28 protein-coding genes are annotated in these 22,897 nt (G+C 44.8%); all 28 read right to left on the bottom strand.

The genetic code is table 11. From position 1 onward, the window contains the following. Positions 1 to 5: 5 nt before the first annotated feature. The 28 genes from rpsE to rpoB all read right to left on the bottom strand — a co-directional run bounded on the left by rpsE (position 6) and on the right by rpoB (position 22,657). Positions 6 to 503: a 30S ribosomal protein S5 gene (rpsE, locus tag L1028_RS23520; RefSeq protein WP_036652980.1), complete on the bottom strand. Its 498-nt coding sequence runs from the start codon at positions 501 to 503 to the stop codon at positions 6 to 8. Positions 504 to 530: 27 nt separating this feature from the next. Next, positions 531 to 899, bottom strand: a complete 369-nt coding sequence (gene rplR, locus L1028_RS23525) for a 50S ribosomal protein L18 (RefSeq protein WP_234540261.1) — start codon at positions 897 to 899, stop codon at positions 531 to 533. An 84-nt stretch (positions 900 to 983) separates the two neighbouring features. Beyond that, the gene (rplF, locus tag L1028_RS23530) at positions 984 to 1,526 is read right to left on the bottom strand and encodes a 50S ribosomal protein L6 (protein WP_036680562.1); all 543 of its coding nucleotides are present in this window, start codon (positions 1,524 to 1,526) and stop codon (positions 984 to 986) included. Between the two features lie 30 nt (positions 1,527 to 1,556). After that, positions 1,557 to 1,955 carry a 30S ribosomal protein S8 gene (gene rpsH / locus L1028_RS23535; RefSeq protein ID WP_036680560.1) on the bottom strand — a complete coding sequence of 133 codons (399 nt, stop codon included), beginning with the start codon at positions 1,953 to 1,955 and terminating at the stop codon, positions 1,557 to 1,559. Between the two features lie 32 nt (positions 1,956 to 1,987). Next, positions 1,988 to 2,173 carry a type Z 30S ribosomal protein S14 gene (locus L1028_RS23540; RefSeq protein WP_013312154.1) on the bottom strand — a complete coding sequence of 62 codons (186 nt, stop codon included), beginning with the start codon at positions 2,171 to 2,173 and terminating at the stop codon, positions 1,988 to 1,990. 49 nt (positions 2,174 to 2,222) lie between these two features. Next, on the bottom strand, positions 2,223 to 2,765 hold the full coding sequence (rplE, locus tag L1028_RS23545) for a 50S ribosomal protein L5 (RefSeq protein ID WP_042131222.1): 543 nt from the start codon (positions 2,763 to 2,765) through the stop codon (positions 2,223 to 2,225). Between the two features lie 31 nt (positions 2,766 to 2,796). After that, the gene (gene rplX, locus L1028_RS23550; protein ID WP_076286851.1) at positions 2,797 to 3,150 is read right to left on the bottom strand and encodes a 50S ribosomal protein L24; all 354 of its coding nucleotides are present in this window, start codon (positions 3,148 to 3,150) and stop codon (positions 2,797 to 2,799) included. Positions 3,151 to 3,199: 49 nt separating this feature from the next. After that, positions 3,200 to 3,568, bottom strand: a complete 369-nt coding sequence (gene rplN, locus L1028_RS23555) for a 50S ribosomal protein L14 (RefSeq protein WP_036680556.1) — start codon at positions 3,566 to 3,568, stop codon at positions 3,200 to 3,202. Positions 3,569 to 3,606: 38 nt separating this feature from the next. After that, positions 3,607 to 3,873, bottom strand: a complete 267-nt coding sequence (gene rpsQ / locus L1028_RS23560; protein WP_042131223.1) for a 30S ribosomal protein S17 — start codon at positions 3,871 to 3,873, stop codon at positions 3,607 to 3,609. 43 nt (positions 3,874 to 3,916) lie between these two features. Beyond that, on the bottom strand, positions 3,917 to 4,114 hold the full coding sequence (rpmC, locus tag L1028_RS23565) for a 50S ribosomal protein L29 (protein ID WP_019908232.1): 198 nt from the start codon (positions 4,112 to 4,114) through the stop codon (positions 3,917 to 3,919). Next, a complete protein-coding gene (gene rplP / locus L1028_RS23570) occupies positions 4,104 to 4,538 on the bottom strand; it encodes a 50S ribosomal protein L16 (RefSeq protein ID WP_042131224.1) in 435 nt (144 codons plus the stop codon). Before rplP ends, rpmC begins: the two co-directional genes overlap by 11 nt. 2 nt (positions 4,539 to 4,540) lie before the next feature. Further along, on the bottom strand, positions 4,541 to 5,206 hold the full coding sequence (rpsC, locus tag L1028_RS23575) for a 30S ribosomal protein S3 (RefSeq protein ID WP_042192169.1): 666 nt from the start codon (positions 5,204 to 5,206) through the stop codon (positions 4,541 to 4,543). Between the two features lie 13 nt (positions 5,207 to 5,219). Further along, a complete protein-coding gene (gene rplV, locus L1028_RS23580; RefSeq protein WP_036680546.1) occupies positions 5,220 to 5,552 on the bottom strand; it encodes a 50S ribosomal protein L22 in 333 nt (110 codons plus the stop codon). A 33-nt stretch (positions 5,553 to 5,585) separates the two neighbouring features. Continuing rightward, entirely contained in the window at positions 5,586 to 5,864 is a 279-nt protein-coding gene (gene rpsS / locus L1028_RS23585) for a 30S ribosomal protein S19 (RefSeq protein ID WP_036652940.1), read from the bottom strand. A gap of 76 nt (positions 5,865 to 5,940) precedes the next feature. Then, positions 5,941 to 6,771 (bottom strand): 50S ribosomal protein L2, encoded by an 831-nt coding sequence (rplB, locus tag L1028_RS23590; RefSeq protein WP_042192171.1) that lies wholly within the window; start codon positions 6,769 to 6,771, stop codon positions 5,941 to 5,943. Positions 6,772 to 6,798: 27 nt separating this feature from the next. Further along, positions 6,799 to 7,092 carry a 50S ribosomal protein L23 gene (gene rplW, locus L1028_RS23595; protein WP_036680537.1) on the bottom strand — a complete coding sequence of 98 codons (294 nt, stop codon included), beginning with the start codon at positions 7,090 to 7,092 and terminating at the stop codon, positions 6,799 to 6,801. Next, the gene (rplD, locus tag L1028_RS23600; protein WP_036680536.1) at positions 7,092 to 7,715 is read right to left on the bottom strand and encodes a 50S ribosomal protein L4; all 624 of its coding nucleotides are present in this window, start codon (positions 7,713 to 7,715) and stop codon (positions 7,092 to 7,094) included. Before rplD ends, rplW begins: the two co-directional genes overlap by 1 nt. A 25-nt stretch (positions 7,716 to 7,740) precedes the next feature. Continuing rightward, positions 7,741 to 8,364 carry a 50S ribosomal protein L3 gene (gene rplC, locus L1028_RS23605; RefSeq protein ID WP_076286852.1) on the bottom strand — a complete coding sequence of 208 codons (624 nt, stop codon included), beginning with the start codon at positions 8,362 to 8,364 and terminating at the stop codon, positions 7,741 to 7,743. A gap of 41 nt (positions 8,365 to 8,405) precedes the next feature. Continuing rightward, on the bottom strand, positions 8,406 to 8,714 hold the full coding sequence (gene rpsJ, locus L1028_RS23610) for a 30S ribosomal protein S10 (RefSeq protein WP_017692074.1): 309 nt from the start codon (positions 8,712 to 8,714) through the stop codon (positions 8,406 to 8,408). 226 nt (positions 8,715 to 8,940) lie between these two features. Further along, positions 8,941 to 9,402 carry a methyl-accepting chemotaxis protein gene (locus L1028_RS23615; protein ID WP_341482579.1) on the bottom strand — a complete coding sequence of 154 codons (462 nt, stop codon included), beginning with the start codon at positions 9,400 to 9,402 and terminating at the stop codon, positions 8,941 to 8,943. Beyond that, positions 9,362 to 10,291: a protoglobin domain-containing protein gene (locus tag L1028_RS31370; protein ID WP_279306909.1), complete on the bottom strand. Its 930-nt coding sequence runs from the start codon at positions 10,289 to 10,291 to the stop codon at positions 9,362 to 9,364. The genes L1028_RS23615 and L1028_RS31370 overlap by 41 nt, the downstream gene beginning before the upstream one ends. Positions 10,292 to 10,460: 169 nt before the next feature. Further along, positions 10,461 to 11,651, bottom strand: a complete 1,191-nt coding sequence (tuf, locus tag L1028_RS23625; protein WP_042192178.1) for an elongation factor Tu — start codon at positions 11,649 to 11,651, stop codon at positions 10,461 to 10,463. Between the two features lie 109 nt (positions 11,652 to 11,760). Then, positions 11,761 to 13,839 carry an elongation factor G gene (gene fusA / locus L1028_RS23630; protein ID WP_234540263.1) on the bottom strand — a complete coding sequence of 693 codons (2,079 nt, stop codon included), beginning with the start codon at positions 13,837 to 13,839 and terminating at the stop codon, positions 11,761 to 11,763. Positions 13,840 to 13,886: 47 nt separating this feature from the next. Continuing rightward, positions 13,887 to 14,357: a 30S ribosomal protein S7 gene (rpsG, locus tag L1028_RS23635; protein WP_036680520.1), complete on the bottom strand. Its 471-nt coding sequence runs from the start codon at positions 14,355 to 14,357 to the stop codon at positions 13,887 to 13,889. Between the two features lie 44 nt (positions 14,358 to 14,401). After that, positions 14,402 to 14,821 (bottom strand): 30S ribosomal protein S12, encoded by a 420-nt coding sequence (rpsL, locus tag L1028_RS23640; protein WP_036680518.1) that lies wholly within the window; start codon positions 14,819 to 14,821, stop codon positions 14,402 to 14,404. A 133-nt stretch (positions 14,822 to 14,954) separates the two neighbouring features. Continuing rightward, on the bottom strand, positions 14,955 to 15,206 hold the full coding sequence (locus tag L1028_RS23645) for a ribosomal L7Ae/L30e/S12e/Gadd45 family protein (protein ID WP_042131229.1): 252 nt from the start codon (positions 15,204 to 15,206) through the stop codon (positions 14,955 to 14,957). Between the two features lie 179 nt (positions 15,207 to 15,385). Then, positions 15,386 to 18,997, bottom strand: coding sequence for a DNA-directed RNA polymerase subunit beta' (rpoC, locus tag L1028_RS23650; RefSeq protein ID WP_234540264.1), 3,612 nt, complete (start codon positions 18,995 to 18,997; stop codon positions 15,386 to 15,388). A 114-nt stretch (positions 18,998 to 19,111) separates the two neighbouring features. Continuing rightward, on the bottom strand, positions 19,112 to 22,657 hold the full coding sequence (gene rpoB / locus L1028_RS23655) for a DNA-directed RNA polymerase subunit beta (RefSeq protein ID WP_042131231.1): 3,546 nt from the start codon (positions 22,655 to 22,657) through the stop codon (positions 19,112 to 19,114). Positions 22,658 to 22,897 lie beyond the last annotated feature (240 nt).

The following is a 22,897-nucleotide window of genomic DNA, read 5'->3' on the forward strand; positions in this document are numbered from 1 at the left end:
CCTCCTTAACCGCGCAATTCTTCGACAGATTTGCCGCGAAGTTTCGCGACCTCTTCAATGCGTTTCAGACGGGAAAGTCCCTCCAAAGTTGCATTGACCATGTTCATGGAATTCGAAGAACCCAGTGATTTTGTCAAAATGTCGCCAACGCCTGCCAATTCCAATACTGCACGAACTGGACCGCCAGCGATAACGCCAGTACCCTCTGATGCTGGTTTCAGCAACACGCGTCCTGCGCCGAAGTGGCCAGTAACGAGATGGGGAATCGAAGTTCCTACGATTGGAATGTGAATCAGGTTTTTCTTAGCATCTTCAATGCCTTTACGGATGGCATCCGGAACTTCGCCGGCTTTACCGATACCAGCACCGACGTAGCCATTGCCATCGCCCACAACAACGAGTGCACTAAAGCTGAAACGGCGTCCGCCTTTTACAACTTTTGCTACACGGTTAATGTGTACAACTCTTTCTGTCAGTTCTAAACTGTTCGGATCTACACGCAAGTCGTTAACCTCCTTTTAAGAATTATTCTAGAATTCAAGACCAGCTTCACGAGCTGCGTCAGCCAATGCTTGAATCCGTCCATGGTACAAGTAACCTCCGCGGTCGAATACGACCACTGCATAACCTTTTTCTTTAGCGCGCTCAGCGACCAATTGGCCAACCTTCGCTGCAGCTTCAACGCTGCCGCCATTACCGATGTTAGCGCTCAGTTCTTTTTCAAGTGTAGAAGCGGATACGATAGTAACCCCTTTAACATCGTCGATCAGTTGAGCGTAGATGTGTTTCGAAGAACGGAATACGTTCAAACGTGGACGCTCAGTAGTTCCCTGGATCTTCTTACGAACACGCAGGTGTCTTTTGAGACGAGCCTTGTTTTTATCTTCTTTTGTAATCATGACTTCCCTTTCACTCCCTTCAGTTTGCCGTAAACAGCTTCACTTTAAGATGCACGGGGTATCTTACAATTAAGTTTAAACTGGTTATTTCTTCTTACCAGCTTTACCTTCTTTGCGGATGATACGCTCGCCTTCATATTTGATACCTTTACCTTTATACGGTTCTGGCTCACGAACGGAACGAATTTTAGCAGCATATGCACCAACGCGTTCTTTATCGATACCTTTAACGATGATCTTCGTGTTCGCAGGAACTTCAAACTCGATACCTGCTTCCGGTGTAATTTCAACCGGGTGGGAGTAACCAACGTTCAGAACGATTTTATCTCCGGATTTGCTTGCACGATATCCGACCCCAACCAATTCCAGAGATTTCGAGAAACCTTCAGTCACGCCTGCTACCATGTTGTTGACAACGGAGCGGGTTGTGCCGTGAAGTGAACGATGCAATTTGTTATCCGACGGACGAACAACGGTAATTTCGTTATTTTCAACTGTAACCTTCATGTCTTTATGAAGCTCACGAGTCAAAGAACCTTTTGGACCTTTTACTGTAATAACGGCGTTGTCCAAAGTGACATCTACACCGCTAGGTACTGCGATTGGTTTACGACCAATACGAGACATGTGTTGCACCTCCTTATCTTGTGACGTTTATTACCAAATGTAGCAGACAACTTCTCCGCCAGATTTTGATTGACGAGCTTCTTTGTCGGTCATAACTCCCTTAGATGTGGAGATAATCGCGATTCCTAAACCACCGAGTACACGAGGCACTTCATTGCTCTTCGTGTATACGCGAAGGCCTGGTTTACTGATTCTTTTCAAACCAGAAATAACACGCTCTTGGTTAGGGCCGTATTTCAAGAAGATACGGATAATCCCTTGTTTGCTATCTTCAACGAATTCCGCATCGCGGATGAAACCTTCACGCTTCAAAATGTCAGCGATTTGTTTCTTCATAGTAGAAGCAGGCATTTCTACCGTTTCGTGACGCACAATGTTAGCGTTACGAATACGAGTAAGCATATCTGCAATAGGATCAGACATAGTCATGTGTGTAAACCTCCTTCCCGTTTATAAACTTCTTACCAACTTGCTTTTTTCACGCCAGGGATCTGGCCTTTATAAGCTAATTCACGGAAACAAATTCTGCAAATTTTGAACTTTTGCAGTACCGAATGTGGACGACCACAACGTTCGCAACGTGTATATGCACGTACTTTAAACTTAGGCGTACGTTGTTGTTTAACTTTCATCGAAGTTTTTGCCACTTAGCCTGACACCTCCTAAACATTTTCGGAGAAAATGGATTAACCGACTTTATTTTGCGAAAGGCATTCCCAGCTGACCCAGCAGCTCGCGGGATTCCTCATCCGTCTTAGCAGTCGTTACAATAACGATGTCCATACCGCGGACTTTATCCACTTTGTCATATTCGATCTCGGGGAAGATCAATTGTTCTTTAAGACCAAGTGTGTAGTTACCACGGCCGTCAAAGGCTTTAGTGGAAACACCACGGAAGTCACGTACGCGTGGAAGCGTTACGTTGAACAATTTGTCCAAGAAGTAATACATACGCTCGCCGCGCAGTGTTACTTTAACCCCAATCGGCATATTTTCGCGTAGTTTAAAACCAGCGATGGATTTTTTAGCTTTAGTGATTACTGGTTTTTGACCAGCGATTAACTGCATGTCATTAACTGCAGCATCAAGTACTTTGGAGTTTTGAACAGCGTCACCCACACCCATGTTGATGACAACCTTCTCGATCTTAGGCACTTGCATAACAGTTGTATAGTTAAACTTCTGCATCAAAGCAGGTGTTATTTCGTTGAGATAACGTTCTTTCATTCTTGCTGCCATGAAGATTTAACCTCCTTTCTTAAGGGCTAGATTAGTCGATAATCTCTCCGGATCTTTTAGCAATCCGAACTTTTTTACCGTTGTCCAATACTTTGTAACCGATACGTGTTACTTTGCCGGACTTCGGATCGATGTGCATTACGTTGGACACATGAATCGAAGCTTCCTGCTCAATAATTCCACCCTGTGGATTCAGCTGGTTCGGCTTTTGGTGTTTTTTCACCATATTGACGCCTTCTACCAGAACGCGGTTTTCACGAGGATAAGCAGCGATGACACGGCCTTTTTTGCCTTTGTCTTTACCACTAATCACAAGCACCACATCATCTTTCTTCACGTGCAGTTTATTGTTATGGGATTCCAGAACTTTTTTCACTCTAGGCATTTATTACACCTCCTATAACTAACCTTCAACTTATTGGTGCTCGTGTTTATTAGATTACTTCCGGTGCCAAGGAAACGATCTTCATGTAGTCCTTATCGCGAAGTTCGCGAGCAACTGGTCCAAAGATACGTGTTCCACGAGGGCTTCTGTCGTCTTTAACAACAACAGCTGCATTTTCGTCGAATGCGATGTAAGATCCATCTTTACGACGAACGGAACGTTTCGTACGAACAACTACCGCTCTAACAACATCACCTTTTTTGACAACGCCGCCTGGTGTTGCTTGTTTAACGGAACAAACGATCAAATCACCGATTGCTGCTGTACGGCGTCCAGTACCACCCAGTACGCGGATACACATCAGTTCCTTCGCACCAGAGTTGTCAGCCACATGCAAACGTGTAAATGGTTGAATCATTTTAATTTCCTCCTTCCGGAAAAACTCTTTTGATTATCTTAGATGATAACCGCTTTTTCAACCACTTCAACTAGTCTCCAACGTTTGTCCTTGGACAACGGACGAGTTTCCATGACTTTTACGGTATCGCCAATTTTTGCAACGTTTTCCTCATCATGTGCTTTGAATTTCTTCGTAGACTTGATGCGTTTGTGGTACAAGTTATGTTTCTTATAGGTTTCAACAGCGACTACGATGGTTTTATCCATTTTATCACTGACCACTTTACCGATTAGCACTTTACGTGCATTACGTTCTTCGCTCATTAGTTAGCCTCCTTCCTGAATACGGATCTGAGATCCGTCTCACTTAACTAATCCCAAGCACTCTTTGATGGATTACGGTTTTAGCACGAGCTATTTCCTTACGCACGTCACGAATCCGAGTCGGGTTGTCCAGCTGGCCAGTTGCCAATTGGAAACGGAGATTAAAAAGTTCCTCTTTGAATCCAGCGATCTTTTGTTCAATCTCAGCAGTGGTTAAGTTGCGAAGTTCATTAGCTTTCATTTGCTTCACCACCCAATTCTTCACGTTTCACAAACTTAGTCTTAACAGGCAGCTTGTGAGCGGCAAGACGCATCGCTTCACGAGCGATTTCTTCCGACACGCCTCCGAGTTCGAACATAATCTTGCCCGGTTTAACTACGGCTACCCATTTCTCAACGTTACCTTTACCACTACCCATACGAACCTCGAGAGGCTTTTGAGTAATAGGCTTATCTGGGAAAATCTTGATCCAAACTTGACCGCCACGTTTGATATAACGTGTCATTGCGATACGAGCAGCTTCGATCTGACGGTTAGTGATCCAAGATGGTTCCATTGCAACCAGGCCGAATTCGCCGAAGTTCAATTCAGTACCACCCTTTGCCATACCCTTCATGTGTCCGCGTTGTTGCTTGCGGTGTTTTACGCGTTTTGGTACCAACATGATTAGTTGCCTCCTTCCTGAGCAGCTTGTTTCTTAGCTGGGGGAAGAACTTCTCCACGGTAGATCCATACTTTTACGCCGATAAGACCGTAAGTTGTATGTGCTTCAGCCGTTCCGTAATCGATATCGGCACGAAGCGTATGAAGTGGAACTGTTCCTTCGCTATAACCTTCTGAACGAGCAATCTCAGCTCCGCCAAGACGTCCGCCTACTTGAGTTTTAATCCCTTTTGCGCCAGAACGCATAGTTCTTTGAATCGCTTGTTTGAGTGCACGACGGAACGATACACGACGTTCCAATTGTTGAGCAATGCTCTCAGCTACAAGAATTGCATCCAATTCAGGGTGCTTAATTTCATTGATGTTGATGTGTACTTTTTTGCCACCAGCGATTGCTGTAACTGCGCTGCGAAGTACTTCTACTTCAGCTCCGCCCTTACCAATAACCATACCTGGTTTAGCAGTATGAATTGTAACGTTCACGCGGTTAGCCGCTCTTTCGATCTCGATATGGGAAACAGCGGAATCCTTCAACTTACCTTTAAGGTATTCCCGGATTTTGACGTCTTCCATCAGAAGAGTACCGAAATCTTTTCCTGCATACCATTTAGATTCCCAATCGCGAATGATCCCGATCCGGAGTCCGATTGGATTTACCTTTTGACCCACGTGTTATCCCTCCTTATTTCTCAGATACCACCAGTGTAATGTGGCTCGTGCGTTTATTGATCCGACTTGCGCGGCCCATGGCGCGCGGACGGAAACGTTTCATAGTAGGTCCTTGGTTAACGAAAACCTCGCTAACGAACAAACTGTTCACGTCCAAAGAATAGTTATGCTCAGCATTCGCAATTGCCGAATTAAGCAACTTCTCAACGACCGGAGAAGCGGATTTCGGAGTGTGGCGAAGAATAGCAATTGCTTCCCCCACTTGCTTACCACGAATCAAGTCAACAACCAGTTTCGCTTTACGAGCGGAAATCCGCACCGATCTTGCATGTGCTTTTGCTTCCATTGTTTAACCTCCTTTCAAACAGAGACCTTATTATTATCTTCTTGTTTTCTTATCGTCACCCGCGTGGCCTTTGTAAGTACGTGTTGGCGCGAACTCGCCCAACTTGTGACCTACCATATCTTCTGTTACGTATACAGGCACGTGTTTACGGCCGTCATATACACCAAACGTATGTCCGATAAACTGAGGGAAAATGGTTGAGCGACGGGACCAAGTTTTAACTACAACCTTTTTCTCAGCCTCGTTCAGTTCCTCAACTTTTTTAAGTAGGTAGCCATCGATAAACGGCCCCTTCTTTAAACTGCGACCCATGTGTGAATCCTCCCTTCATCCGGTTCTTCAAACCGCGAATCGACGCTTCGCGCTTTATTAACTTGCCAGAAGCGTCTTATTTCGTGCGGCGGCGAACGATATATTTATCAGATGCCTTGTTTTTCTTACGCGTTTTGTAACCAAGGGTTGGTTTACCCCATGGAGACATAGGCGATTTACGTCCGATTGGAGCGCGGCCTTCACCACCACCGTGTGGGTGATCGTTCGGGTTCATTACTACACCGCGTACTTCAGGGCGACGGCCCAGCCAGCGACTACGTCCAGCTTTACCGATTTTGATCAATTCATGATCTTCGTTACCTACGGAACCGATAGTTGCACGGCATACGCTAAGGATCTTACGAACCTCACCGGATGACAAACGAACGGAACAGTACTTTTCTTCTTTACCAAGCAATTGAGCTTCTGTACCAGCAGCACGAACCAATTGTCCGCCTTTACCTGGTTTCAACTCAATATTGTGGATAACTGTACCCACTGGGATGTTCTCCAATGCAAGACTGTTACCAATTTTGATGTCGGCTGTTGGGCCGGATTCTACTTTATCCCCAACTTTTAGGCCTTTAGGAGCGATGATATAACGTTTCTCTCCATCAGCATAGTGGATCAAAGCAATATTAGATGTACGGTTCGGGTCATACTCGATTGTAGCAACGCTACCTGGTATGCCGTCTTTAGTCCGCTTGAAGTCGATAATACGGTATTTACGTTTGTGTCCGCCGCCATGGTGACGAACCGTAATTTTACCTTGGTTGTTGCGTCCCGCATGTTTGAACAACGGAGAAAGCAACGATTTCTCTGGCTGGTTTGTTGTGATTTCTTCAAACGTAGACACAGACATGTGTCGTCTTGCCGGAGAGGTCGGTTTGTACTTTTTGATTGGCACTATAGTTTCCTCCTTACTTTAAGAGTATTATTCTACCGCTTCAAAAAATTCAAGCGGTTTGCTGTCCGGGCTAAGCTTAACGATGGCTTTTTTCCACTCTGGAGTGTAACCAGAATATTTACCATAACGTTTCAGTTTACCAGGTACGCGCATTGTGTTCACATTTGTTACTTTTACTTTGAAAATAGCCTCGACAGCTTTTTTGATTTCGGTTTTGTTAGCACGGATATCCACTTCAAAAGCGTATTTCATTTCGCTCATGTAGTCGGAAGTACGTTCCGTAATCACCGGACGTTTGATAATATCACGAGGATCTTTCATTACGCGAACACCTCCTCTACCTTCAGAACTGCTTCTTTAGTGATGATCAGTTTGTCGTACGTCAGTACGTCAAGAACATTAATGCCGTCAGCCGCTACGAATTTCACCCCAGGGATGTTACGAGCGGAAAGTGCTACGTTATCATCATAGCTAGTAGCTACGATCAACGCTTTGCGATCCACTTTCAGGTTGTTCAAGATTGCTGCGAATTCTTTCGTCTTCGGAGCATTCATTGTCAAGCTATCCAATACGATAATGTCATTCTCGAGTACTTTCGAGGACAAAGCGGATTTGATCGCCAAACGACGAACCTTCTTAGGCAATTTCCAGGAATAGCTGCGTGGAGTTGGTCCGAAGACAACGCCGCCGCCTTTCCATTGTGGAGAACGAATGGAGCCTTGACGAGCGCGACCTGTACCTTTTTGTTTCCAAGGCTTACGTCCACCGCCACGAACTTCAGAACGTCCTTTTACTTTGTGTGTACCACGACGAAGGGAAGCTCTTTGCATAAGCGCAGCTTCATGTAGAACGTGCTCATTCGGTTCAATACCGAATACTGTATCGCTCAGTTCTACTTCACCAACTTCGTTGCCACTAATATTAAAAAGTGTTACTTTTGGCATTTCATGTTCCTCCTTTCTTAGGTAATTATTTCTTAACGGTTTGTTTAACTTTCACGAAGCTGTTTTTAGGACCTGGGATAGCGCCTTTAACCAGCAATACGTTACGTTCAACGTCAACCTTGATGATTTCAAGCTTTTGAACCGTGATAGTCGTGTGACCCATATGTCCTGGAAGGCGTTTGCCCTTCGGAACACGGTTAGCTTGGATAGAACCCATGGAACCCGGTCTTCTGTGGTAACGCGATCCGTGTGCCATTGGTCCGCGGCTTTGTCCCCAACGTTTAATGTTACCTTGGAAACCTTTACCTTTAGATGTACCAGTTACGTCAACAAATTCGCCCTCAGCAAAGATATCAGCCTTCAGCTCTTGTCCAACCTCGAGAGACCCGAGATCAACACCGCGAATTTCGCGAACGTAGCGCTTAGGTGTTGCATTTGCCTTTTTGGCGTGACCCTGTTCAGGCTTATTGGAGCGACTTTCTTTTTTATCAGAAAAGCCCAATTGCACTGCTTCATATCCGTCGATATTCAGGTCTTTCTTTTGCAGTACTACACAAGGTCCTGCTTCGATAACAGTAACTGGAATTACGTTACCTTCTGGAGTAAACACTTGAGTCATACCGAGTTTTTTTCCTAAGATACCTTTCAATGTTGACACCTCTTTTCTTTTCCTAAGTTACTAATAAAGAATTACAATTTGATTTCGATATCTACACCGGACGGTAGATCCAAGCGCATCAAGGCATCCACAGTTTGTGGTGTTGGGTTCACAATATCGATCAAACGTTTGTGAGTCCGTTGTTCAAACTGTTCACGGGAATCCTTGTACTTGTGTACCGCACGGAGAATAGTAATGATTTGCTTCTCAGTTGGCAACGGAATCGGTCCAGATACACCAGCACCCGAACGTTTTGCAGTTTCAACGATTTTCTCTGCGGATTGATCAAGAATTCTGTGGTCGTATGCTTTCAAGCGAATACGAATTTTTTGCTTTGCCATTTTAGTCCCTCCTTCTATCGCCCAATTTATTATCGGACATACTCCGTGAAAATTTTCTGACGTCGACCTCATGGCAAAGGGGCCGGGTGTGTCAGTAACCTCTCACATCATCGCAACGTCTCAGAACAACATTTATTATTATATATAATAGGCGGCAGTATTGCAAGCTAAAATAGCAAAACAACGCATATTTTTTTCATGCGCTGCTTTATTACTATTATATAGGTTAAAGATTCTCAGTGGCAGACTTAAAAAACTCAGCTGACTCCGCAGTCTGTGCTGTTGCTGCCCCAATTCCCTCTATCGTCTGAATCAAAGTTCTTATTTCTTCTTCTACTATAACAATCTCTTGTGTGCTACTCCTCATCGCCTCTACAATTTCGGAAAATAATAGACTAGTCTCAACGGATTGATGTTTCCCGCTTTTGGTTAGCTCCTGTACCTTACGTATCTCCTCAACGACCTGTTGTGTGAGACTTCCCGATTTATAAGTCAGCTCTACGATCTGAATTACAGTATTCTTCGTATCCTCTGCCAACCGACTAACTTCTTGAGCAACTACACTAAACCCTCTGCCATGCACTCCGACTCTAGCTGCTTCTATCGTTGCATTAAGTGAAAGAATTTTAGTTTGGTCAGCAATATCTTTAACTGAATTTACAATTTTTTTGAATTTGGTTAGAGGAATTGCTTAATTCCTGGACTGAATGTTCCATTTGACTAGTACTTTGATAAATAAGATTAATCTGTCCTGTTAAGCTATCCAAATGCTCATGTCCATCTGCAGCCAACCCCTGCGACTCTACAGCAGATGTAGCTGTACGTTGGAATGTTCTACTCACTTCATTGCTACTGGCTACTAGCTGCTTCACAGCGGCATTTGTGTCGATACTAAAATCTATTAATTCGCTGCTGAATTCAGCAATTTTCTGCTTTAATTCATTTTTAACCAAAAGGTATTGCTGTTCCTTCTCTTTGACGTTCTCCTTCTCGTATTCTTCTAGGACAAGTTGTTGTTCAAGATTAAGCAGCTTAGTTACGGTCTTAACTAAATGTAGACGTATATTGTCATCATGTGTCTCATTATAGATAACTTGTTTAAAAACATTCTGAAGATTTTGAAAAGCGGATAAGTACCATTTAGGCTCAAGTCCTACTCTTTTATGAATATTAGCAAACTTCATTCGCTTTGATATGTATTCTTCATCAACTTTGCCAGCAAAAATTTCAATGATATGTTCGCGGAGCGTTGTTTTCAACCTCTCGATACTACTATGCTCCAATATAATGGCTTCGAGTTTATCCATACCTAATACCGAATTATAAAATTGATCAATTATATAGTCTATATTCTTTTCAACACTAGGCTTCACCCTACGTAATAAGTTCAAATCTGATTCAGATAGATCAATCATTCTCATTTGCTCATTGAGTTCATCATAACCCTCCAGCTTGTGAAAAGACTCCTCAGCATATTTGCTCTGATGCTTGAGATCTAAGGAATGAGAGGCAGGAGAATCCACATTATTATTACGTGCAGTTAGCGCATGCAGAAAGGAAAAAGGACATTTCCCCATATTATCGCTCTCCCCTAATTCCTATATTTTTACATTATTAGCCCTCCTTCATTTTACTCTAAAATGTCGAAATGTGAATTATTGTTTCAGAAAACAAAAAGCCCCGGATTCTCCGCAAGAAGAATCCGGGGCACTATGATTCAGAGTCTACCCGCAGATAGAAACGAATTTATTTTTGGATGGAAGCTACGCTACCTGCTCCAACTGTACGGCCACCTTCGCGAATGGAGAATTTAGTACCTTCTTCAATAGCGATAGGGGAGATCAAAGCAACAGTTACAGTGATGTTGTCACCAGGCATAACCATTTCAGTACCTTCTGGCAAGTTGATGATGCCAGTTACGTCAGTTGTACGGAAGTAGAACTGTGGACGGTAACCAGTGAAGAATGGTTTATGACGTCCGCCTTCTTCTTTAGTCAAAACGTAGATTTGAGCAGTGAACTCAGTGTGTGGTTTAACAGAGTTCGGTTTAGCCAATACTTGGCCACGCTCGATCATAGTACGGTCTACACCACGAAGCAAAGCTCCGATGTTGTCGCCCGCTTGAGCGGAATCCAGCAATTTACGGAACATTTCTACGCCCGTAACTACGGATTTCTTAGTTTCTTCGTGAATACCAACGATTTCGATTTCTTCTCCGACTTTAACTGTTCCGCGTTCTACGCGACCAGTTGCCACAGTACCGCGGCCAGTGATGGAGAATACATCTTCGACAGGCATCAAGAATGGTTTGTCAGTTTGACGCTCTGGAAGTGGAATGTACTCGTCGATTGTTTCGAACATTTCAACAATCTTCTTAGCATATTCGCCTTCTGGGTTTTGAAGAGCTTCACGAGCAGAACCACGAATGATTGGAGTGTCGTCGCCTGGGAAGTCATACTCGCTCAGCAAGTCACGAACTTCCATTTCAACCAATTCCAACAACTCTTCGTCTTCAACCATGTCGCATTTGTTCAAGAAAACAACGATGTATGGAACACCTACTTGACGGGACAACAGGATGTGCTCGCGAGTTTGTGGCATAGGGCCATCAGCTGCGGATACAACCAGGATAGCTCCGTCCATTTGCGCTGCGCCTGTGATCATGTTTTTAACATAGTCGGCGTGACCAGGGCAGTCTACGTGAGCGTAGTGACGGTTAGGAGTTTCATATTCAACGTGGGAAGTGGAGATTGTGATACCACGTTCGCGCTCTTCAGGAGCTTTGTCGATTTGATCGAATGCGATAGCTGCGCCACCGTAAGTTTTGGACAATACAGTAGTGATTGCAGCAGTCAGAGTCGTTTTACCATGGTCGACGTGACCAATAGTACCGATGTTAACGTGCGGTTTGTTACGTTCAAACTTTGCCTTTGCCATTTGAACAGTTCCTCCTTAATGTGGGGTTCCTTATATTTGAGCCGCCCGCATATATGTTTATCTTAGATGACTGAGTAATTATACTCGGACGGCAAGTTAAAACTAGTAATTATTCTCCGCCTTTGTTCTTAGCAGCGATCTCTTCCGCAATGGACTTAGGAACTTCTTCATAGTGAGAAAGCTCCATTGAGAATACGCCACGTCCTTGAGTACCAGAACGAAGAGTTGTAGAGTATCCGAACATTTCGGAAAGAGGCACCTTAGCACGGATAATTTGCGCTCCACCACGGGAATCCATACCTTCGATACGGCCACGGCGGGAGTTCAGCATACCCATAACATCACCCATATATTCCTCAGGAACAGTTACTTCTACTTTCATGATTGGCTCAAGCAGGACAGGTTTACACTTGTCTTTAGCTGCTTTAAGCGCCATCGAGCCGGCAATTTTAAATGCCATTTCGTTGGAATCGACATCATGGTAAGAACCATCAACGATGGTAGCTTTAACGTCTACAAGCGGGAAGCCTGCAAGTACGCCGTTTTTCATTTGTTCTTCGATACCCGCAAGTGCAGGAGCGATGTACTCTCTAGGAACCGAGCCACCGACAACTTTACTTTCGAATTTGCTACCAGTACCTGGCTCGAGGGGTTCAAATTCCACCCATACGTGACCGTACTGACCACGACCACCAGATTGGCGTACAAATTTACCTTCGACGCGAGCAGGTGCCTTGAACGTTTCGCGGTAAGCAACCTGTGGTTTACCCACATTGGTTTCTACTTTGAACTCACGACGCATACGGTCGATGATGATGTCCAAGTGAAGTTCACCCATACCAGCCAGGATAGTTTGACCTGTTTCTTCATCAGTATGAGCACGAAGAGTAGGATCCTCTTCAGTCAACTTACCGAGAGCAACGCCCAATTTATCTTGGTCAGCTTTTGTTTTTGGTTCAACAGCGATTTCGATAACTGGATCAGGGAAGTTCATTGATTCCAGAATTACTGGATGCTTCTCATCACACAGTGTATCACCTGTGCTGGTATCTTTCAAACCAACTGCTGCAGCGATGTCACCAGAATACACGATGGAAATCTCTTGACGGCTGTTAGCATGCATTTGAAGGATACGACCAATACGTTCACGCTTGTTCTTAGTAGCATTAACTACGTAAGATCCGGACTCTAGAACACCAGAGTATACACGGAAGAACGTAAGTTTACCTACATAAGGGTCAGTCATGATTTTAAATGCCAAAGCTGCAAACGGTTCTTCATCCGAAGAATGACGAATTGCTTCAGTTCCATCATCAAGATGTCCAGTGATAGCTGGAACGTCAAGAGGAGATGGCAAGTAATCAACAACAGCATCCAGCATAAGCTGAATACCTTTGTTACGGTAGGAGGATCCAACAATTACAGGGAACAATTTAACTTCAACTACGCCTTTGCGCAGTGCAGCTTTAATTTCCGGAACTGTAATTTCTTCGCCTTCCAAGTACTTCATAGTCAGATCTTCATCAAGTTCAGCAACTTTCTCGATCAACTCGAGACGCAGCTCCTCAACTTTGGCCAAATATTCTTCCGGAATATCCGTTACTTCGATGTTTTGGCCTAGATCATCTCTGAACATGTGTGCTTTTTGCTCAACAAGGTCGATAATACCAGTGAAATCACTTTCTGCACCAATTGGCAATTGAATAGCAACTGCATTGGCTTGAAGGCGATCACGCATAGTTTCGATTACGTTAAGGAAATCCGCACCGATAATGTCCATTTTGTTCACATATGCAATACGTGGAACGTTATAACGGTCAGCCTGTCTCCATACGGTTTCAGACTGAGGCTCAACGCCCTCTTTTGCACTAAATACACCTACTGCCCCATCCAATACACGCAGGGAACGTTCAACTTCAACAGTGAAGTCAACGTGTCCTGGGGTATCAATGATATTGATGCGGTGACCTTTCCACGCAGCAGTCGTAGCAGCGGACGTAATCGTGATTCCGCGCTCTTGTTCTTGCTCCATCCAGTCCATTGTAGCAGCACCCTCGTGAACTTCACCGATTTTGTGCGTACGGCCTGTATAGAAAAGAATCCGCTCTGTGGTAGTTGTTTTACCAGCATCAATATGCGCCATGATCCCGATATTACGTGTATTTTTTAAGGAGAACTCTCTAGCCATGAAATGGATCTCCCTTCAAAATATAAGTTATTTGAATGACCTTAATCCTACCAACGGTAGTGAGCGAACGCTTTGTTTGCTTCAGCCATTTTGTGTGTATCTTCGCGTTTCTTAACAGAAGCGCCTGTGTTGTTGGAAGCGTCGATGATCTCAGCCGCCAAACGCTCTTCCATCGTCTTCTCACCGCGGTTGCGAGAGTAGTTTACGAGCCAACGTAATCCCAGAGCAGTACGTCTCTCTGGTTTAACCTCGATAGGCACTTGATAGTTAGCACCACCGACACGACGAGCTTTGACTTCCAAAACCGGCATGATATTCTTGATGGCAGCTTCGAAAACTTCCATCGGATCTTTACCCGTACGTTCTTCAATCAACTTGAATGAATTGTACAGAATGCTTTGAGCGACACCTCTTTTACCACCCAGCATAATGCGGTTAATCAAACGAGTAACCAACTTGCTATTATACAACGGATCTGGCAATACGTCTCTCTTAGTAACTGGACCTTTGCGTGGCATGGATATCCCCCTTTCTTAAATGTTTATTATTCTAGAATTTTTTCTTATTTCTTAGCTTTAGGACGTTTAGCACCGTATTTAGAACGAGCTTGCATCCGGTTAGCTACACCTGCTGTATCCAATGCACCACGAACGATATGGTAACGAACCCCTGCAAGGTCCTTTACTTTACCTCCGCGAAGTAATACAACACTGTGCTCTTGTAAGTTATGTCCGATACCCGGGATATAAGCTGTTACCTCGAGACGGTTCGTCAAACGAACACGGGCATATTTACGAAGCGCTGAGTTTGGTTTACGTGGAGTCATAGTACCAACACGAGTGCACACACCGCGTTTTTGCGGAGCGCTCAAATTTGTAGCCTCACGCTTGAGGGCGTTATACCCTTTTTGAAGAGCGGGAGATTTAGATTTTTCGATTTTGGCTTGACGACCTTTACGAACCAATTGGTTAATTGTTGGCATGTTGTTGCCACCCCCTTCCTGAAATGATAGCCGATTTAAGAACTCTAAGCCCACAGACCCAGGCGGTTCATAAAAAGACAAATGAAAAGTTCTTGCCGCTGGAGTTCACCCCAGTACAAAAACATTTCCGTAGCTATTGTTTTAAGACGGCTGCCATCGCAGCGCCAACTTCTATTCCGCAGGCCTTGCCCAAATTCAGCATCGTATCCACGTATGTGATCTTAACACCTTGTTTGTTACAAAGCATAACTATCCTGGAAGTAAGCCTTTGATCTCCGTCCTCTGCCACATAGACTTCTGCAGCTTGGCCCAACTCTACCGCCTTGACGGTTTGTTTGGTACCGATCTTGACCTGAGCATCCTGTAGTCCTCTATCATCAGTCATAATCATTACCTCCAATGAACAAGGATAACATGGCTACTCACGCACCTTAGACATTTTAGCATTATCAATAGATGGTGTCAAGAAATTCAGCAATAATTTTTATGAATATTATACACAGCAGATATTCGTGTCACACCTATAAATAGGTATGACACGAGTTCACTACCATGATTGCTAATTTATTCAGCAGGAACCGGCTCTAAAGATTCAAGTGCGCTTTCTGCATTTGGATCACTTAGCTTAACATTACGGTAACGATTCATACCAGTACCTGCAGGAATCAACTTACCGATAATAACATTTTCTTTGAGTCCAAGCAACTTATCTACTTTGCCTTTGATAGCAGCGTCTGTTAAGACACGAGTAGTTTCTTGGAAAGATGCAGCGGATAAGAAGGAATCTGTCTCAAGAGATGCCTTGGTTATACCGAGTAAGACCGGTTTAGCAACTGCAGGCTCTTTACCTGACAAGATGGCTTCCTTGTTAGCAGCTTCATATTCATGAATATCCGCAAACGCACCTGGTAACAGACTTGTGTCACCTGCATCAATGATACGGATCTTCCGAAGCATTTGTTTGATCATAACTTCAATGTGCTTATCATTGATCTCAACGCCCTGGTTACGATATACACGCTGAACTTCTTGCAGAATGTAGTTTTGTACCCCACGGATCCCTTTGATTCGCAGCATTTCTTTAGGGTCAATCGAACCGTCTGTCAACTCATCGCCGGCTTCAATTTCTTGGCCTTCGCTGACACGTAGACGTGAACCATAAGTAATGGAATAAGTCTTGGATTCTGCTTCACCTTGAACCTCGATTTCACGACGATCCTTAGTTTCACGGATTTCCTTGATTACACCATCGATCTCACTGATTGTAGCTTGACCTTTAGGGTTACGGGCTTCAAACAACTCTTGAATACGCGGCAAACCTTGCGTGATGTCATCACCGGCAACACCGCCGGTATGGAACGTACGCATTGTAAGCTGGGTTCCTGGTTCACCGATGGATTGTGCAGCGATAATACCAACCGCTTCACCAATCTCAACGTGTTTACCAGTTGCCAAGTTACGTCCGTAACATTTCTTACAAACACCATGACGAGCACGGCAGCTTAGTACAGAGCGAATTTGCAGCTTAGTTACCCCAGCATTCACGATTGCTTCCGCTTTATCAGAGTCAATCAAATCGTTCCGGTGAACAATGATTTCACCTGTTTCTGGATGACGAACAGTCTCGAAGCAGTAACGACCTTCAATACGGTCATACAGATCCTCAATAACCTCTTTACCATCCTGAATACGACTAACTGTAAATCCTTTATCTGTTCCACAATCTTCCTCACGGACGATAACATCCTGAGCTACGTCAACGAGACGACGAGTCAAGTAACCGGAGTCAGCAGTACGAAGTGCGGTATCGGCAAGACCTTTACGCGCTCCGTGAGTGGAGATAAAGTACTCCAAGACCGTTAGACCTTCACGGAAGTTCGCTTTAATTGGCAATTCGAAAATCCGACCCGAAGGTGTTGCCATCAGACCACGCATACCACCCAGCTGAGTGATCTGCGATTTGTTACCCCGCGCTTTGGAGTCAACCATGAGCATGATAGAGTTGAAACGGTCCATCGATTTAAGCAGGATGTTCGTAAGATCATCCTTCGTCTTCGACCAGATCTCAATAACACGGTCGTACCGTTCGTCATTAGTGATCAGACCACGGCGATATTGGTTAGCAACCACATCTACCTTAGCTTCGGACTCTTTCAAGATCGTAACTTTTTCCTCAGGCACGATAACATCCGACACAGCAACGGTAACACCGGAACGTGTGGAGTAAGTAAAGCCGAGTTGTTTGATTTTATCCAAAATCATAGAGGTTTTGGTTGTATGATAAGTTTCAAAACAACGTGCGATAATCAGACCCAGATATTCTTTACCTACAGCGCTGGCTTCAGGAGCGGATTCAATCAGCTCGCGAATATCTGCGCCTTTTTCATAGATAAAGTATTTCTCTGGCGTGCCATGCAGCAAGTTAGTCTTAGTCGCTTCATTGATATAAGGGAAACTACTTGGGTAAATTTCATTAAAGATAATCTTACCGATCGTAGTAATCAACATTGCGCCTTGTTGTTTTTCCGTAAAGCAAGTCTTACCCAGTGCTTTAACTGGAATAGCTACACGAGCATGAAGACCTGCAGTTCCGCGTTGGTAAGCTGATACAGCTTCATTTACGGTACGCAGAATCATACCTGATCCTTTTTCTTCCTTGTTGTCCATGGTCAGGTAGAAAGTACCAAGTACCATATCCTGGGAAGGTGTTACAACCGGTTTTCCGTCTTTAGGGTTCAAGATATTACCGGATGCAAGCATGAGAATACGTGCTTCCGCTTGAGCTTCTGCTGACAGAGGAACGTGCACTGCCATTTGGTCACCGTCAAAGTCGGCGTTATAAGCCGTACATACGAGTGGGTGAAGACGAATAGCATGACCTTCCACCAAAATCGGTTCAAAAGCTTGGATACCGAGACGGTGAAGTGTTGGTGCGCGGTTTAGAAGTACTGGGTGCTCTCTGATTACTTCTTCAAGTACATCCCATACTTCAGGACTTACACGCTCAACTTTACGTTTTGCGCTCTTTATGTTGTGGGCTAGGCCCTTATTAACCAATTCCTTCATGACAAAAGGCTTGAACAATTCTAGCGCCATTTTCTTAGGAAGTCCGCACTGATACATCTTGAGGTACGGTCCTACAACGATAACGGAACGACCAGAGTAGTCAACCCGTTTACCGAGCAAGTTCTGACGGAAACGTCCTTGTTTACCTTTCAGCATGTGGCTGAGAGATTTCAATGGACGGTTACCAGGACCCGTTACCGGACGTCCTCTACGGCCGTTATCGATGAGAGCATCGACAGCTTCCTGTAGCATCCGTTTCTCGTTCTGCACGATAATGTCAGGTGCACCAAGATCCAGCAGTCTTTTCAGACGGTTGTTCCGGTTAATAACACGACGATAAAGATCGTTCAAATCAGACGTAGCAAAACGGCCACCATCCAATTGAACCATCGGACGAAGCTCCGGAGGAATAACCGGAAGAACATCCATGATCATCCAATCAGGTTTGTTGCCTGAGTTACGGAATGCTTCAATGACTTCCAGACGTTTGATCGCCCGGTTCCGACGTTGGCCTTGGGCCGTACGCAGTTCTTCTTTGAGGAATTCCAGCTCTTTTTCGATGTCGATGTCTTGAAGAAGCTTCTTAACAGCTTCAGCACCCATGCCCGCTTGGAATCCGTAACCGTATTTTTCACGGTAGCTACGATATTCTTTCTCGGATAGAAGTTGTTTCTTTTCCAGTGGTGTTTCACCTGGGTCAGTTACAACATACGAAGCGAAGTAGATAATCTCTTCAAGTGATCTTGGAGACATATCTAGTGCCAAACCCATACGGCTTGGGATACCTTTGAAGTACCAGATATGAGATACCGGAGCAGCCAATTCAATGTGACCCATACGTTCACGACGAACTTTAGCACGAGTAACTTCAACGCCACAACGGTCGCAGACTACGCCCTTATAACGGACACGTTTGTATTTACCGCAATGACATTCCCAGTCTTTTTGCGGTCCAAAGATACGCTCGCAGAAAAGACCCTCTTTTTCCGGTTTCAATGTACGATAGTTAATGGTTTCCGGTTTCTTAACTTCTCCGCGGGACCATGAACGAATCTTCTCCGGAGAAGCGAGTCCGATTTTCATAAATTCAAAATTGTTAACGTCCAACAAGGAGCAACCCTCCTTAACCTAATCCTGATTTAGTACCGCTTTGCCCTCCTCTGACTGTTACATCAAAAGAGGGCGCGGTCCTTTATAAAATGGAACTCAAAAGCTCCAACGTGATTATTCTACTCCGACTTCTGCGCCTTCTAAATTGAGGCTCAACTTGTCGCCTGACGTCTCGTCCTCATCGTCCAACTCTCTCATTTCAATTTCCTGCTCGTCACCGCTAAGAATCTTAACATCCATACCCAGGGACTGCAGTTCTTTGATCAATACCTTGAACGACTCAGGAACACCTGGTTCCGGTACATTTTCACCTTTGACAATGGATTCGTACGTCTTCACGCGACCAACCACGTCATCGGATTTTACGGTCAAAATTTCTTGCAATGTATATGCAGCACCGTAAGCTTCAAGCGCCCACACTTCCATCTCCCCGAAACGCTGTCCACCAAACTGAGCTTTACCACCCAGTGGCTGTTGCGTAACTAGTGAGTAAGGTCCTGTTGAACGGGCGTGAATCTTATCATCAACCATGTGCGCCAGTTTGATCATATGCATGACGCCGACAGTAACTTCACGTTCGAAGCGTTCACCTGTACGACCATCGTACAATACAGTCTTACCATTACGCTGCATGCCAGCTTCTTCCATCGTATCAAATACGTCGTACTCACGCGCTCCGTCGAATACCGGCGTTGCAATGTGAATTCCCAGACGCAATGCGGCCATACCAATATGGACCTCAAGCACCTGTCCGATGTTCATACGAGAAGGAACGCCTAGAGGGTTAAGAACAACCTGTACTGGCGTACCGTCCGGAAGGAACGGCATATCTTCTTCTGGCAGGATACGAGCAACGACACCCTTGTTACCGTGACGTCCGGCCATTTTGTCACCTTCAGAAATCTTACGTTTCTGAGCGATGTACACACGAACCAATTGATTTACGCCAGGAGGCAGCTCATCGCCGTTCTCACGTGTAAATACTTTAACATCAACGATAATACCATCACTACCGTGAGGAACGCGTAAAGAGGTATCCCGTACTTCACGAGCCTTCTCACCAAAGATAGCGTGTAGGAGACGCTCTTCTGCAGTCAATTCAGTTACACCCTTTGGAGTAACCTTACCAACTAGAATGTCACCAGCACTGATTTCCGCACCGATGCGGATAATTCCACGCTCATCAAGATTGCGCAGAGCTTCTTCGCCCACGTTTGGAATATCACGTGTGATTTCTTCAGGTCCCAGTTTAGTGTCACGAGCTTCGGATTCGTATTCCTCGATATGAATCGAAGTGTATACATCTTCCTTAACTAGTTTTTCACTTAACAGGATCGCATCCTCGTAGTTGTAACCTTCCCAAGTCATGAACGCAACGACTACGTTACGACCAAGAGCAAGTTCGCCCATTTCTGTAGAAGGACCGTCCGCCAGGATGTCACCCTTCTTAACAATATCCCCTCTTTTAGCTAGAGGACGTTGGTTAATACAGGTACCTTGGTTAGAACGCATAAATTTGTGTAATTTATATTTAACGATATCGCCTTTAACTTCTTTGCCTTCGACAGTCTCAACCCGGCGCAGCCAAATTTCATTAGCTGAAGAGCGTTCGATAATACCGTCATACTTAGAAACAACACATACGCCAGAATCCTTAGCGGATTTATGTTCCATCCCTGTTCCGACGAGCGGAGCTTTAGGAATTAGAAGTGGAACGGCTTGACGCTGCATGTTAGATCCCATCAGAGCGCGGTTGGAGTCATCGTTCTCAAGGAACGGAATGAGCGCCGTAGCGACGGATACGACCTGTTTAGGCGAAACGTCCATGTAATCTACACGATTACTTGGCATTGTTGTAATGTTGTCAGAGTCTTTATTGTAACGAACGATTACCATGTCTTCCTTAAAGGAGCCATCTTCATCGATCAATACGTTAGCCTGAGCAACTACATAATTATCTTCCTCATCAGCAGTCAGATAATCGATTTGTTCAGTTACCTTACCTGTCTTTGGATCTACCCAACGATACGGAGCTTCAATAAAGCCATATTCGTTGATACGAGCAAAGGTGGACAAGGAGTTGATCAATCCAATGTTCGGACCTTCCGGTGTTTCAATTGGACACATCCGGCCGTAGTGACTGTGATGGACGTCACGAACTTCAAAGCCCGCGCGTTCACGTGTCAGACCACCGGGTCCGAGTGCAGACAGACGACGTTTATGCGTAAGTTCCGCAAGTGGGTTCGTCTGGTCCATAAACTGAGACAACTGGGAGCTACCGAAGAACTCTTTAATGGACGCGATAACCGGACGAATATTGATCAGAGCTTGAGGCGTAATTGCATTAGCATCCTGAATCGACATTCTTTCACGCACAACGCGCTCCATACGGGACAAACCGATTCGGAACTGATTCTGCAGAAGTTCACCCACAGAACGCAGACGACGGTTACCCAGATGGTCAATATCATCGGTATTACCAATTCCGTGAAGCAAATTAATAAAGTAGCTGATCGAGGATATAATATCAGCTTGAGTAATGTGCTTAACAGACTTGTCGATGTTGCCGTTAGCAATCAGCTTAATAACCCGACCTTCTTCAATTGGCGAGAATACGTCAATCGTTTGAAGAGGAATATCTTCGCTGTCCATAACTCCACCAGTAACACGGTAGTTCTTAAAGGCAACATTCTTTTCGAAGTATGGAATCAATTCATCAAGCAGTCTGCGATCGACCATTTGACCGGACTCTGCCAGGATTTCTCCTGTAGCTTCGTCAACCAAAGGCTGAGCAAGACGTTGATTGAAAAGACGGTTCTTAATGTGTAGCTTTTTATTGATTTTGTAACGGCCTACATTAGCTAGGTCGTAGCGTTTTGGATCAAAGAAACGCGCGACCAGCAAACTTTTGGCATTGTCTAGTGTCGGCGGTTCGCCCGGACGCAAACGCTCATAAATTTCAATAAGCGCCTTCTCCGTGGAGTCCGTGTTGTCTTTATCCAGCGTATTGCGAATATATTCATCATTGCCAAGCAATTCCAGAATTTCGGCATCACTACCGAAACCGAGAGCACGCAAAAGTACGGTAACAGGAATTTTACGAGTCCGATCGATACGAACATACATAATATCCTTAGCGTCGGTCTCAAGTTCCAACCAGGCTCCGCGGTTCGGGATTACTGTGGCGGTGTAGGTTTTTTTGCCGTTCTTATCCACTTTTGTGCTGAAATAGACGCTTGGAGAGCGAACCAACTGGCTGACAATAACCCGTTCCGCACCGTTAATAATAAAAGTGCCGGTCTCCGTCATCAGCGGGAAATCTCCCATGAACACTTCCTGCTCTTTGACCTCACCGGTCTCCTTATTAATGAGCCGCACCTTTACACGCAGAGGAGCCGCATACGTCACGTCCCGCTCTTTAGCGTCGTCAACCGTATATTTTGGTTCACCCAGGCTGTAATCAATGAACTCTAGTACCAAATTACCTGTGAAATCCTGGATCGGCGAGATGTCCTGAAACATTTCCCGCAATCCTTCCTCCAAAAACCAATCATAAGATTTTTGTTGGATCTCGATCAGGTTCGGGACCTCGAGTACCTCGTTAATTCTCGCATAGCTCCGCCGAGTGCGTCGACCATACTGAACAAGATGTCCTGCCAACTTTACTCACCCCTCATGTCTACTCACTTAAAAATTGATTGCGAACCCTTGTTTGGAACCGTATAATGGAACCATACTACAAGGATTCAGTCATAAATAAAAGAAAAGCCCTTATCGAAATCTTCGAAAAAAGAGCGCACTTATCCATGACCAAAATACTCCTTATCCAGTAGATTTGCCCAAAACGTACATATTATACGTCACCAAGCAACAGTTTATGCGCTATTATCTATTACCGCG

Source organism: Paenibacillus pseudetheri (genome assembly GCF_924513355.1).
Lineage (GTDB): Bacteria > Bacillota > Bacilli > Paenibacillales > Paenibacillaceae > Paenibacillus_AQ > Paenibacillus_AQ pseudetheri.

Excerpts from the sequence above, each read along its gene's own strand:
- rplR (WP_234540261.1), bottom strand. The coding sequence starts at position 899 with ATGATTACAAAAGAAGATAAAAACAAGGCTCGTCTCAAAAGACACCTG.
- rplF (WP_036680562.1), bottom strand. The coding sequence starts at position 1,526 with ATGTCTCGTATTGGTCGTAAACCAATCGCAGTACCTAGCGGTGTAGAT.
- rpsH (WP_036680560.1), bottom strand. The coding sequence starts at position 1,955 with ATGACTATGTCTGATCCTATTGCAGATATGCTTACTCGTATTCGTAAC.
- rplE (WP_042131222.1), bottom strand. The coding sequence starts at position 2,765 with ATGGCAGCAAGAATGAAAGAACGTTATCTCAACGAAATAACACCTGCT.
- rplX (WP_076286851.1), bottom strand. The coding sequence starts at position 3,150 with ATGCCTAGAGTGAAAAAAGTTCTGGAATCCCATAACAATAAACTGCAC.
- rplN (WP_036680556.1), bottom strand. The coding sequence starts at position 3,568 with ATGATTCAACCATTTACACGTTTGCATGTGGCTGACAACTCTGGTGCG.
- rpsQ (WP_042131223.1), bottom strand. The coding sequence starts at position 3,873 with ATGAGCGAAGAACGTAATGCACGTAAAGTGCTAATCGGTAAAGTGGTC.
- rpmC (WP_019908232.1), bottom strand. The coding sequence starts at position 4,114 with ATGAAAGCTAATGAACTTCGCAACTTAACCACTGCTGAGATTGAACAA.
- rplP (WP_042131224.1), bottom strand. The coding sequence starts at position 4,538 with ATGTTGGTACCAAAACGCGTAAAACACCGCAAGCAACAACGCGGACAC.
- rplV (WP_036680546.1), bottom strand. The coding sequence starts at position 5,552 with ATGGAAGCAAAAGCACATGCAAGATCGGTGCGGATTTCCGCTCGTAAA.
- rpsS (WP_036652940.1), bottom strand. The coding sequence starts at position 5,864 with ATGGGTCGCAGTTTAAAGAAGGGGCCGTTTATCGATGGCTACCTACTT.
- rplW (WP_036680537.1), bottom strand. The coding sequence starts at position 7,092 with ATGAAAGATCCTCGTGATATTATCAAACGTCCGGTGATTACGGAACGT.
- rplD (WP_036680536.1), bottom strand. The coding sequence starts at position 7,715 with ATGCCAAAAGTAACACTTTTTAATATTAGTGGCAACGAAGTTGGTGAA.
- rpsJ (WP_017692074.1), bottom strand. The coding sequence starts at position 8,714 with ATGGCAAAGCAAAAAATTCGTATTCGCTTGAAAGCATACGACCACAGA.
- L1028_RS31370 (WP_279306909.1), bottom strand. The coding sequence starts at position 10,291 with ATGGGGAAATGTCCTTTTTCCTTTCTGCATGCGCTAACTGCACGTAAT.
- tuf (WP_042192178.1), bottom strand. The coding sequence starts at position 11,651 with ATGGCAAAGGCAAAGTTTGAACGTAACAAACCGCACGTTAACATCGGT.
- fusA (WP_234540263.1), bottom strand. The coding sequence starts at position 13,839 with ATGGCTAGAGAGTTCTCCTTAAAAAATACACGTAATATCGGGATCATG.
- rpsG (WP_036680520.1), bottom strand. The coding sequence starts at position 14,357 with ATGCCACGCAAAGGTCCAGTTACTAAGAGAGACGTATTGCCAGATCCG.
- rpsL (WP_036680518.1), bottom strand. The coding sequence starts at position 14,821 with ATGCCAACAATTAACCAATTGGTTCGTAAAGGTCGTCAAGCCAAAATC.
- L1028_RS23645 (WP_042131229.1), bottom strand. The coding sequence starts at position 15,206 with ATGACTGATGATAGAGGACTACAGGATGCTCAGGTCAAGATCGGTACC.